Raw genomic sequence first — 12,759 nt, forward strand, 5'->3', positions numbered from 1 at the left:
AACACCATGCTAGCGCAATTAGATACAAAAACCGTCTATACCTTTATGGATAGCATGGTTACAATTGAAGAATACGTTAAACGTGCAAAAAATCTCGGCTATCAAACTATAGGAATCATGGATATTCATTCTTTGTACGCTGCATATGGATTTTTGGAAGCCTGTCAAAAAGAAGGGCTCAGACCCATCATTGGTTGTGAATTGGACTGGAAATATAATAATGGCCAGTCAGAAATTTTAACGAAACTGATTGCATTATCGACAAAGGGTTACCAAAACCTGATGAAAATTTCTACCGCAAAAATGACCGGTCAAGATGATTTTGATTCGATTCGTCAATTCCTTCAAGATATTGCAGTTATTGTCCCTTTTAAAGATGGTGTCGATAAACTTGATTTAGGGGTAGACTATTATATAGGTATTTATTCAGATACACCAGTTCAGTCTTTTGACCATCCTGTCCTTCCGTTACATACAGTGCGTTATTTTCAAGAAAATCAACTAGAGAGTCTACAAGTTTTACGTGCTATCAAAGACAACATTCCTCTTAATCAAGTAAACGAAATTGAACACCAACAAGTTTTACTATCTGCTGAAAGATTGACGATGAGCTTCATGGGCCGATATCCTCAGGCAATCTCCAATCTTGCACAATTAGTGGAGAATGTTTCTTATCATCTTGATAAAAAAGTTAAACTTCCTCGATTTAATCGTCAGCGACCTGCAGTTGAGGAATTGAGAGAAAAAGCACAGGCAGGCTTAGTGGAAAAACAATTGGATTTCCCCCTTTATCAAGAACGTTTGGATAAGGAATTGGCCATCATACATCAGATGGGATTTGATGATTATTTCCTGATTGTATGGGACTTACTTCGATTTGGTCGTACCCAGGGTTACTATATGGGAATGGGACGAGGATCAGCTGTAGGAAGTTTGGTTGCTTATGCATTAAATATTACAGGTATTGATCCTGTCAAACACAACTTGCTATTTGAACGGTTTCTAAATAGTGAACGGTATTCTATGCCTGATATAGATATTGATATACCGGATGTCCATCGCTCGGATTTTATCCGTTATGTTCGTGATCGCTATGGTACGACGCATGCAGCTCAAATTGTGACCTATTCTACTTTTGGAGCCAAGCAAGCTATCCGCGATGTCTTTAAGCGTTTTGGAACACCGGAATATGAACTGACCAATATTACTAAAAAAATTTCTTTTCGTGATAGTCTGGAGTCCGCTTATCAGAGAAACGCCGCATTTCGCCAAATCATCAATAGTAAAATAGAGTATCAAAAAGCCTTTGCTATTGCAAGACAAATTGAAGGCCAGCCAAGGCAAACATCAATTCATGCTGCGGGTGTTGTGGTTAGTGACGAGGACTTGACGGATACTATTCCATTAAAAATCGGCGACGATATGCTGATAACGCAGTATGATGCTCACGCGGTAGAAGCTAATGGACTTCTAAAGATGGATTTTCTGGGGTTAAGAAACCTGACATTTGTTCAGAAAATGGCGGAATTGGTAAAGAAGAAATATAATAAAACGATTGATATTGCTGCAATTGATTTGGAGGATTCGGCAACTTTAGAATTATTTGCCAAAGGGCTGACCAAAGGTATTTTTCAATTTGAACAGCCAGGTGCTATTAGCTTATTAAAACGTGTAAAACCTACTCGTTTTGAGGATATCGTAGCTACTACAAGTTTGAACCGCCCTGGTGCGAGTGATTATTCAGAGAATTTTGTTCAACGAAAACAGGGCAAAGAAGCAGTCGTCTTGTTAGATCCATCAATTGCTTCCATTCTTGAACCGACCTACGGGATTATGCTTTATCAAGAACAGGTCATGCAGATTGCTCAAGTGTATGCTGGATTTACACTTGGGAAAGCCGACTTGCTCCGTCGAGCCATGTCTAAGAAAAATGCTCAGGAGATGCAAGCGATGGAGGCTGATTTTTTAATAGGAGCTGAAAAGAATGGCCATGAGAAGTCAAAAACCAAAGATATTTTTGCGATGATGGCCAAGTTTGCTGGCTATGGTTTTAATAGAAGTCATGCCTATGCGTATTCAGCCCTTGCCTTTCAGATGGCCTTTTTTAAAACTCATTATCCAGATGTATTTTTTGAAGTAATGTTGAATTATTCGAATGTAGGTTATATTCATGATGCCTTGCAATTTGAATTTCAGATTGCCCCATTGTACATCAATACCATTCCCTACCATGATAAATTTGAGAAAGATAAAATCTACATGGGTCTAAAAACTATTAAAGGATTATCTAAAGATTTCGCTATTTGGATAATAGAAAATCGACCATTCATTACATTCGAAGATTTTATTCTACGACTACCTCATCAATATAGAAAAAAAGAACAGTTATTGCCGTTGATACAACTTGGTTTATTTGATGAGATTGAGTCGAATCGGAAGAAAATAGTTGAGAATCTTGAAAATCTGTTCGTTTTTGCGGAAGCATTTGGGACATTTTTTGCGGAGGAAGCCTATAGTTGGAAGCATGTGGATGACTATTCCAATATAGAGAAATACAACATGGAACAAGAAATAATTGGTTTGGGAATTAGTCCACACCCTCTCATTCAATTACGAAAACAATCTTCCCAACGACTTACTGACATTGTAGATTTAGAAACTGAAAGCAAGGCAACAGTTTTGGTTCAAATTCAATCTGTGCGTGTTATTCGAACCAAAAAAACTGGGGAGCAGATGGCCTTTTTACAGGTGACTGATACGAAACAGAAATTAGATGTTACCTTGTTTCCTGAAACTTACAGGAAGTATCAGTCATTATTAAAGGAAAATAGTTTCTGTTATATCACGGGAAGGGTTCAAGAAAGAGAGGGACAGCACCAACTTGTACTAGACCAGTTGGAATTGGTTTCTCAGGAAAAATGTTGGATTTTGATAGAAAATCGGGAAAATGATTTTGCGATTGCTCGAATCTTAGACAGATACAAAGGCCCCATCCCAGTTATATTACACTATCAAGATCGGAACGAAACAATAAAAGTTGAGCAATTTAGCGTTGTAAAGTCACCACAATTAGTAGAAGAGTTGGCAGAATTTGTTATGAAAACGGTTTTTCATTGAAAAATAGCAAAAAGTCAAGCATCTTCCTTGCAAGTATGTTATAATAAGGCAGTTAAAATGAAATTTTAAAGGAGCAAATGAAATGAAGCGTATTGGTGTTTTAACCAGTGGTGGAGACGCACCTGGTATGAATGCTGCCATTCGTGCCGTTGTTCGCCAAGCAATTTCAGAAGGAATGGAAGTATATGGTATCAATGATGGCTATGCTGGAATGGTAGCTGGAGAAATTCACCCATTAACTGTCCGTTCCGTTGGAGATATCATCTCTCGTGGTGGTACATTCCTTGGTTCTGCTCGTTATCCAGAATTTGCCAAGTTGGAAGGTCAACTAAAAGGGATCGAGCAATTGAAAAAACACGGAATTGAAGGTGTTGTAGTTATTGGTGGCGACGGCTCTTATCATGGAGCTATGCGTCTTACTGAACATGGTTTCCCAGCAATTGGATTACCTGGTACGATTGATAACGATATTGTAGGAACTGATTTCACTATTGGTTTTGATACTGCTGTTACAACAGCCATGGAAGCTATCGATAAAATTCGTGACACTTCTTCAAGTCACCGCCGTACTTTCGTTGTTGAAGTAATGGGACGTAACGCTGGGGATATTGCGTTGTGGTCAGGTATTGCATCTGGTGCAGATGTTATCATTATCCCAGAAGAAGGATTTGACATTCAAGATGTTGTTGAAAAAGTTAAATCTGACTATGAAAATGGTAAGAAACACAGTATCATTGTATTGGCAGAAGGTGTTATGCCGGCTAGTCAATTCGCTAAAGAATTGAAAGCAGCTGGTGACGTTAGTGATCTTCGTGTAGCTGAACTTGGTCATATCCAACGTGGCGGTTCACCAACAGCTCGTGATCGTGTGCTCGCATCTCGTATGGGCTCACATGCAGTTAAATTATTGAAAGCAGGCCGTGGTGGTTTAGCGGTCGGAATTCGAAATGAAGAAATGGTTGAAAATCCAATTCTAGGGACTGCAGAAGAAGGTGCATTATTTAGCTTGGCTGAAGATGGAAAGATTATTGTCAATAATCCACATAAAGCCGATTTGGGACTTGCAAAGTTAAATCGTGACATCTCAATCTAATAAGTCACACATCATAGATTGTAAACAAGGGTCATAAGACCAGTTATTTATAAAAGGAGTTTTATTTATCATGAACAAACGTGTCAAAATCGTTGCAACTCTTGGTCCTGCGGTTGAAATCCGCGGTGGTAAAAAATTTGGTGACGATGGTTACTGGGGCGAAAAATTAGATGTTGAAGCATCTGCTCAAAAAATTGCCCAATTGATTACTGAAGGTGCTAACGTATTCCGTTTCAACTTCTCACATGGTGACCACCAAGAGCAAGGGGAACGTATGGCAACTGTACGTCGAGCTGAAGAAATTGCTGGTAAAAAAGTAGCTTTCTTGTTGGATACAAAAGGTCCTGAAATCCGTACTGAGTTATTCGAAGGTGATGCAAAAGAGTATTCTTATACCACTGGTGACCAACTGCGTGTAGCAACAAAACAAGGTATTAAATCAACTAAAGAAGTGATTGCTTTGAACGTTGCAGGTGGTTTGGATGTGTTCGACGACGTTGAAGTTGGTAAACAAATTCTTGTTGATGATGGTAAGCTTGGATTGACTGTTATCGCAAAAGACGAAGAAACTCGTGAATTCATCGTTGGTGTTGAAAATGATGGTGTTATCGCAAAACAAAAAGGTGTAAACATTCCTTACACTAAAATTCCTTTCCCAGCTCTTGCAGATCGTGATAATGCAGATATTCGTTTTGGTCTTGAGCAAGGTTTGAACTTCATCGCAATTTCATTTGTACGTACTGCAAAAGACGTTGAAGAAGTTCGTAACATCTGTAAAGAAACTGGTAACGATCATGTTCAATTGTTCGCAAAAATTGAAAACCAACAAGGTATCGATAATATTGATGAAATCATCGAAGCAGCTGATGGTATTATGATTGCGCGTGGTGACATGGGTATTGAAGTACCGTTTGAAATGGTTCCAGTGTACCAAAAAATGATTATCACTAAAGTGAATGCGGCTGGTAAAGCAGTTATTACGGCAACAAACATGTTGGAAACAATGACTGAAAAACCACGTGCAACTCGTTCAGAAGTTTCAGACGTGTTCAACGCAGTTATCGATGGTACAGATGCCACAATGCTTTCTGGGGAGTCAGCAAATGGTAAATACCCTGTTGAATCAGTACACACAATGGCAACTATTGCTAAGAATGCTCAAACATTGTTGAATGAATACGGTCGTTTGACTTCAGATCACTTTAACCGTGCTTCTAAAACTGAAGTTATCGCATCTGCAGTTAAAGATGCTTGTCATTCAATGAACATCAAATTGGTGGTAACTGTGACAGAAACTGGTTTCTCAGCTCGTCAAATTTCTAAATACCGCCCAGATGCAGACATTCTTGCAATTACTTTCACAGAGAAAGTTCAAAAATCATTGATGGTAAACTGGGGTGTTATTCCAGTAGTAACTGAAAGACCAGACTCAACTGATGATATGTTTGAATTGGCAGAACAAGTTGCTTTAGAGCAAGGTCTTGTTGAATCCGGAGATAATATTGTGATTGTTGCTGGTGTACCAGTTGGTGTATCAGGTTCAACAAATACAATGCGTGTTCGCACTGTAAAATAATCTATAAAGAAAAAGCCTATTGTATCAACGATTATTCGTTGTACAGTAGGTTTTTATATGTTTAGCAATTTTAAGTAGTATGAATCAGTTCTCAAATATATTAAATAAAGGGAAAAATAAAAGAGTCAAAGGCTAGCTTTTGACTCTTTTTATATAATTATTAGGTGAGTATGGTGTACGATCAAAGTTTGTTTCGTATCCAAGAATTTCATTTGCGATTTGCCAACCGATAATTGGCCCATTTGTTAAACCAGTCGAACCTAGACCGCTAGCAACCCAGACATTAGGCATATCCTCAATATTTCCGTAGAATGGAGAATAAGTTGAAGTATAGGCTCGCGTTCCAATGCGAGTTCTTGCTACAGGATAATTTGCCAAATCAGGCATGAATTCGGCTATTTTATCATGCATGGCTTGGATTTTTTCAGGGTCTAGTTCTAAATCGTACCCCATATCATCTTCATGAGTTGCACCAATAATGATTTTTCCATTTTCAAATGGTAGGATGTCAATCTCTCCGTAAGGCATACAAACTGGCCAATCATCTGTATCGAATTCAGTATCTAATTCTAACAATTGTCCTTTTTGTGGTCGAACATCCACTTGATAACCAAGAGGTTCAAGAATATGTGGCAACCAGGCCCCTGTGGCTAAGATTATATGGTCAGCACTAAGCACTTGATGTTCTACTTCGACTGTATTAGCATCTAACAGTTTTGCCTGTCCCTGTAGAAGCGCTCCGCCATTTTTTAACACTTGCTCTTGAAGGATATCGATTAAACGACCGCCATCTATACGACCGCCACCTTCTAAATGAATTCCAAAAAAATCGGGTTTGAGCGGTGGAAGGTACTGGCTGATTTCTGCGCCAATTAAAGGGGTGATTTTCCCAATAGTTGGAGTGTCAACACGACGGTCCTCCGCTATTTTTTGGATTTTATCAAGTAGTTCAGGCTTGCTTTTTAGGCCGATAGTTCCAGTCTGTTTGAAGGGAATCTCAGCAGCACCCGATTTTTCCAAATCGGCTACCAATTGACGGTAGAAAACAGCACCATCGGATGTTAACTTATACCAGTCTTTATTTTTCTTTTGAGCCATCCATGGGCAAATGATACCAGCAGCAGCTCGAGTAGCTGTTCCTACTCCAAAGTCTATTAGTGTAAGCTCAATTTGTTCTTCTTGGGAGAGATAGAAGGCAGCTGTTGAACCGACTATTCCTCCGCCTATAATAATAACTTGTTTTTTCATAAGTTAATTATATCACAAATTCATAAGTTTATTTATTTTTTTCAACATGATACAATAGGAAATAAGAAAAATTGAGGAGTTCGTGTGTCAGATATAATGTATCCTGAGGTCCTAACCGTTGGAAGTGGGGCCGTAAAAGTTGCAACAGTCGGAGATAGTTTGACTTATGGATATGGCTTAGAGAATCGTGAAAAAGATGCCTATCCTTTTATTCTAGCTGAGAAACTTGGCTCACATTATCAAGTTTCAAATTATGGTTTGAGTGGGCGTTCACTTCAGTCAACTGCAGATTTTCCTTATTTTAATGAGAAAAATGCTCAGTTATCTTTGGATAGCGAAGCGGATATTGTGATCATCATGATAGGCAGTAATGATAGCCGAGCGCCTTATTGGAATAGAGAACAGTTTGTCCGGGAGTATAAAGAAATGGCAGAGCGTTATGCTAATCTCTCAAGTCAGCCAGATGTATATCTTGTTATTCCACCTTTCGTTCCAACCAGTCGCTTTGGATTGAATAATCAAATTGTTGAAGCAGAACTTCAAACAATTATTGCTGAAATAGGGAATCAATTGGATCTTCCAGTTATAAATCTCTATTCGGTAACAAAAGGTCATAATGAGTATTATAGTGATGGGCTCCATTTGAATCCACTAGGAAACCAAGTAATTGCTTCTGAAATTTACCGTCATCTCGTCAATGAAATAGTTTGAAATATGATATAATGTTAAGTGAAAGGGTGAGATTATGGTTAAAAGAGATTTTGTAAAACACATTGTATTGTTATTATTGTTACTAACGGGAATCATTGGTTTACGTGTTTGGTTTTTTGAGCCAGTAACAATTACCAAAGATGAATCAAACACTTATTTACATGAAAATGATTCCATTATTGCATTTAAAAATGCAACGATTGAACATGGAGATTTCATTTTGTATGAGATTGATGGTCACGAATATGTCAGCAGAGTCATTGCGATGACTAATGAGAGAGTTACTTATATGGATGATGTATTATATCGAAATGATGTCGTAGTGGATGAAACTTATTTGGATGATCCTCAATTTCAAGAATATTATACGGAGGATTTAACGGTGGCTACCATCACAGATGGAAAGTTTCAAGTAATTCCAAGGGATTATTTTTTGGTTTTGAATGATAATCGCACGAATAAAGATGATAGTAGGACTTTTGGATTGATTCCTAAAAAAAATGTTATTGGTCGATTAACGTTTAGGATTAGTCCGCTTTCAGATTTTGGTTTTATAAAAACAGGATTAGTAAACGAAAACTAGTCCTATTTTTTTGCTTACATAAAGAAAAGGGCTATACCAATTTTTGTGTTGACAAAAAGAAACGCTTATTGTATACTGTTTTTACTGGTTTATTGACCTGAAATAGGGCTATACCAATTTTATTGATAATGAAAGAATATGTTAGTAAACATCTTAGGTAAATAATATGTGTGGAATCGTTGGTGTCGTGGGTAATGCAAATGCAACTGATATCTTAATCCAAGGTCTTGAAAAATTGGAATATCGCGGTTATGATTCAGCAGGTATTTTTGTAGCAGATGGGGACCAAGCGCATCTTGTAAAAGCAGTCGGCCGTATTGCTGAACTATCAGCAAAGCTTGGCGATAAGACTGAAGGAACAACAGGAATTGGTCATACACGTTGGGCAACACATGGAAAACCGACTGAAGACAATGCTCACCCTCATACATCACAAACTGGTCGTTTTGTTCTCGTACACAATGGTGTGATTGAAAACTATCTAGAAATGAAGAATGATTTTTTAGAAGGCCACAGTTTCAAAGGACAAACAGATACTGAGATTGCTGTCCACTTGATTGGTCAATTTGTTGAGGAAGGTTTGTCAACTCTAGAAGCCTTCAAAAAAGCATTGAAGATTATTCAAGGTTCATATGCCTTTGCCTTGATTGATGCTACGGATGCAGATACTATCTATGTTGCCAAAAATAAATCTCCGCTTTTGATTGGATTGGGCGATGACTATAACATGGTTTGCTCAGATGCCATGGCTATGATTCGTGAGACAAGTGAATATATGGAAATTCACGATAAGGAATTGGTTGTCGTGAAAAAAGATAGTGTTGAAGTCATGGACTATGATGGCAATACGATTGAACGTGGAAGTTATACAGCTGAGCTTGATTTGTCAGATATTGGTAAGGGAACTTATCCATACTATATGCTCAAGGAAATTGATGAGCAACCAACTGTTATGCGTAAATTGATTAGCGCATATACTAATGAAGCTGGTCAGGTAACGGTTGATGCGGATATTATAAAGGCAGTACAAGAAGCTGACCGTATCTATATATTGGCTGCTGGAACTTCCTATCACGCAGGATTTGCCTCAAAAGACTTCTTGGAAAAATTGACGGATACACCAGTAGAGCTTGGAATTTCATCAGAGTGGGGCTACAATATGCCGCTTTTGAGTAAAAAGCCGCTCTTTGTCATGATTAGCCAGTCAGGGGAAACTGCTGATAGCCGTCAGGTATTGGTTAAAGCTAATGAAATGGGCATTCCAAGCTTGACAGTAACCAATGTACCAGGATCAACACTGTCACGCGAAGCAACTTACACTATGTTGCTCCATGCAGGTCCAGAAATTGCGGTAGCTTCTACAAAAGCCTATACTGCCCAAATTGCTACCTTGGCAGTTTTGGCTAAGGCTGTCGGTGATGCAAATGGCAATGCCTACGCAAAAGATTTTGATTTGGTACATGAATTGTCAATCGTTGCACAATCCATCGAGGCTAGCTTGTCAGAAAAAGATGTGATTGCTGAAAAAGTGGAAAAATTGTTAGCTACAACTCGTAATGCATTTTACATTGGACGTGGAAGTGACTATTACGTTTCTATGGAAGCAAGCTTGAAATTGAAAGAAATTTCATACATCCAATGTGAAGGTTTTGCGGCAGGTGAATTGAAACACGGTACCATTTCATTGATTGAAGATGGTGTTCCAGTTTTGGCCTTGATTTCAAATCATCCACATCTCGCAAGTCATACTCGAGGCAATATCCAGGAAGTAGTGGCGCGTGGTGCCAATGTCTTGACAATAGTAGATGAAGCAGTAGCTAAGGAAGAAGATGACATCACTGTTACAACTGTTCATCCATTCTTGTCAGCGATTGCTATGGTCGTTCCAACACAGTTGATTGCTTACTATGCAACATTACAGCGCGGTTTGGACGTCGATAAACCACGTAATTTGGCGAAATCAGTAACAGTTGAATAATTTGTAGAGGAGGTTTGGTGAATCCAAATCTTCGGCTCTTTGTCAACTGTAGTGGGTAGATGAAAAGCTAACACCTAGAGAGGACGAACTTCGTTCTCTCTTTCTTTATCTCTTTCTTGTTTTTAGGAGATAAGCTGAAAAGGGCTCTCCGCAGCCCTTTTCACTGTTCAAAGCAATCAAAATCCGTTTTTTAAAGTTTTCAGGCTCTTTTTGCAAAAATATACAATCCGATGGAGAATTTATTAAAAATTCTTTGAAATAAAGGATATTTTTTGATATACTAGAACCTACTAATTCTTTTAGGAGAGCTCTATGGATTATGTTTTGGAAGTCCTACCCAGCCTATTGAGTGGGGCGGTTGTCTCCTTGCAGGTATTTTTTTTCGTATTAATTTTATCCCTGCCTTTAGGAGCAGTTTTTGCGTTTTTGATGCAGATTCGATTTAAACCCTTGCAGTGGTTATTGCATATCTATGTACTAATTATGCGTGGAACACCATTGCTGTTACAATTAATCTTTGTTTACTACGTTTTACCAAGTGTGGGTATTACTTTTGATCGAATGCCAGCGGTTATTCTTGCTTTCACCCTAAATTATGCGGCTTATTTCTCAGAAATTTTCCGAGGGGGGATTGAAGCCATCCCTGCCGGCCAATACGAAGCCGCTAAAGTATTAAAATTTACACCCGTTCAGACGATTCGATATATTGTTTTACCACAGGTAGTAAAAATAGTACTACCTAGTGTTTTCAATGAAGTAATGACATTAGTGAAGGACACTTCATTGGTTTATGCTCTTGGGGTGAGCGATCTCTTGCTAGCTAGTCGAACGGCTGCCAACCGAGATGCTAGCCTAGCACCAATGTTTATTGCAGGTGCTATCTACCTTTTGATGATTGGAGTTGTGACTCTCGTTTCTAAACAGGTAGAAAAGAAATTTGACTACTATAGATAGGAGGAAGCCATGTTAGAATTACGTAATCTTACAAAACGTTTTGGTAACAAACAGATTTTCTCCAACTATGATTTAGTTATTCCTGAGGGGAAAATTGTAGCTGTTGTTGGTCAATCAGGTGGTGGTAAAACGACCTTATTGAGGATGTTGGCAGGATTGGAAACAATTGATTCAGGAACATTGATTTACAATGGTCAAACTCTACCGCTTGAAGAATTAGAGAAACGACATTTGCTGGGCTTTGTCTTTCAAGATTTCCAGCTTTTTCCACACTTATCCGTTTTGGAAAATTTGATTCTTTCACCAATAAAGACACAGAACATGTCTCGTTCAGATGCGGAAGACAAGGCCCGTAAACTATTGGATACTCTTGGGTTGGCCAACCATGCGACTGCTTATCCATTTTCCTTATCGGGTGGACAAAAGCAACGAGTGGCCCTAGCCCGTGCTATGATGATTGATCCTGAGATTATTGGTTATGATGAACCAACTTCAGCCTTGGACCCCGAATTGAGAAAAGAAGTTGAAAAACTGATTCTTGAAAATCGGGCGACAGGTATAACGCAAATCGTGGTGACTCACGATATGCAGTTTGCTGAAAATATCGCAGATGAAATCATCAAAATTGAACCAAAACATTGAGGTAATTAAAATGATGAATATGAAAAAGATTGTTTTAGGAGCAGTTGCTCTCGTATCGAGTCTCGCTTTAGTAGCATGTGGGTCTAGCGACTCAGCAACCAAATCAGATAACTGGTCTACCTACGAATCTGAAAAATCTATTACGATTGGGTTTGATAAAACCTTCGTTCCTATGGGATTTGAACAAACAGATGGTTCTTACACAGGTTTTGATATTGATTTAGCAAATGCTGTTTTTGAAAAATATGGAATAACTGTTGAATGGCAGCCAATTGACTGGGACTTGAAGGAAACGGAATTAACGAATGGCAATATCGATTTAATTTGGAATGGGTATTCAATTACTGACGAACGGAAAGATAAAGTTCTTTTCACCAATCCTTACATGGACAATCAACAAGTTCTTGTCACCAAAAAATCTTCCAACATCAGTAAGGTATCTGATATGAAAGACAAGGTGTTGGGTGCGCAAGCCGGTTCCTCAGGATATTCAGTATTTGAAGGCCAGCCTGCTTTCCTAAAAGATATTGTGCAAAATAATGATGCGAGCCAATATGCAACATTCAATGAAGCCTTGATTGACTTGAAAAATGATCGTATTGATGGTCTCTTGATTGACCGAGTATATGCTAATTATTACTTGCAACAAGAGGGAATCATTGATGACTATAATATCATTGATGCTGGTTTTGAAAATGAAGCATTCGCTGTCGGAGCTCGTCAGTCAGATACGACACTTGTAGAAAATATCAATAAAGCATTTACTGAATTGTACAAAGAAGGTCAGTTCCAAGAAATCTCTCAAAAATGGTTTGGAGATGATGTGGCAACTGATGCAGTAAAAAACTAAAAATATA

At 38.4% G+C, this 12,759-nt stretch carries 10 protein-coding genes; 9 read left to right on the plus strand and 1 reads right to left on the minus strand.

The features are described from left to right. The first annotated feature begins 6 nt into the window (after positions 1-6). From D2A30_03965 to pyk, 3 genes are all read left to right on the plus strand, one after another. On the plus strand, positions 7-3,117 hold the full coding sequence (locus tag D2A30_03965; GenBank protein ID ULL20812.1) for a DNA polymerase III subunit alpha: 3,111 nt from the start codon (positions 7-9) through the stop codon (positions 3,115-3,117). An 82-nt stretch (positions 3,118-3,199) separates the two neighbouring features. After that, a complete protein-coding gene (pfkA, locus tag D2A30_03970; GenBank protein ULL20813.1) occupies positions 3,200-4,210 on the plus strand; it encodes a 6-phosphofructokinase in 1,011 nt (336 codons plus the stop codon). 70 nt (positions 4,211-4,280) lie between these two features. Continuing rightward, entirely contained in the window at positions 4,281-5,786 is a 1,506-nt protein-coding gene (pyk, locus tag D2A30_03975) for a pyruvate kinase (protein ID ULL20814.1), read from the plus strand. A 132-nt stretch (positions 5,787-5,918) separates the two neighbouring features. On the opposite strand, the gene D2A30_03980 is transcribed toward pyk, so the two are convergent. Beyond that, positions 5,919-7,034 carry an FAD-binding oxidoreductase gene (locus D2A30_03980; GenBank protein ULL20815.1) on the minus strand — a complete coding sequence of 372 codons (1,116 nt, stop codon included), beginning with the start codon at positions 7,032-7,034 and terminating at the stop codon, positions 5,919-5,921. A gap of 84 nt (positions 7,035-7,118) precedes the next feature. Here D2A30_03980 and D2A30_03985 point away from each other — a divergent pair, with 84 nt between their 5' ends. The 6 genes from D2A30_03985 (at position 7,119) to D2A30_04010 (ending at position 12,752) form a co-directional block, all read left to right on the plus strand. Beyond that, positions 7,119-7,745, plus strand: coding sequence for an esterase (locus D2A30_03985; protein ID ULL20816.1), 627 nt, complete (start codon positions 7,119-7,121; stop codon positions 7,743-7,745). Between the two features lie 34 nt (positions 7,746-7,779). Next, positions 7,780-8,328: a signal peptidase I gene (lepB, locus tag D2A30_03990; protein ULL20817.1), complete on the plus strand. Its 549-nt coding sequence runs from the start codon at positions 7,780-7,782 to the stop codon at positions 8,326-8,328. Positions 8,329-8,494: 166 nt separating this feature from the next. Further along, the gene (gene glmS, locus D2A30_03995; protein ULL20818.1) at positions 8,495-10,306 is read left to right on the plus strand and encodes a glutamine--fructose-6-phosphate transaminase (isomerizing); all 1,812 of its coding nucleotides are present in this window, start codon (positions 8,495-8,497) and stop codon (positions 10,304-10,306) included. Positions 10,307-10,618: 312 nt separating this feature from the next. After that, entirely contained in the window at positions 10,619-11,260 is a 642-nt protein-coding gene (locus D2A30_04000; GenBank protein ULL20819.1) for an amino acid ABC transporter permease, read from the plus strand. A 9-nt stretch (positions 11,261-11,269) separates the two neighbouring features. Further along, positions 11,270-11,902: an amino acid ABC transporter ATP-binding protein gene (locus tag D2A30_04005; protein ULL20820.1), complete on the plus strand. Its 633-nt coding sequence runs from the start codon at positions 11,270-11,272 to the stop codon at positions 11,900-11,902. 13 nt (positions 11,903-11,915) lie between these two features. Beyond that, positions 11,916-12,752 (plus strand): glutamine ABC transporter substrate-binding protein, encoded by an 837-nt coding sequence (locus tag D2A30_04010; GenBank protein ID ULL21983.1) that lies wholly within the window; start codon positions 11,916-11,918, stop codon positions 12,750-12,752. The last annotated feature ends 7 nt before the right edge of the window (positions 12,753-12,759 follow it).

The sequence above is a fragment of the Streptococcus suis genome, assembly GCA_022354845.1.
In the GTDB taxonomy this organism is placed as follows: Bacteria; Bacillota; Bacilli; order Lactobacillales; family Streptococcaceae; genus Streptococcus; species Streptococcus suis_AA.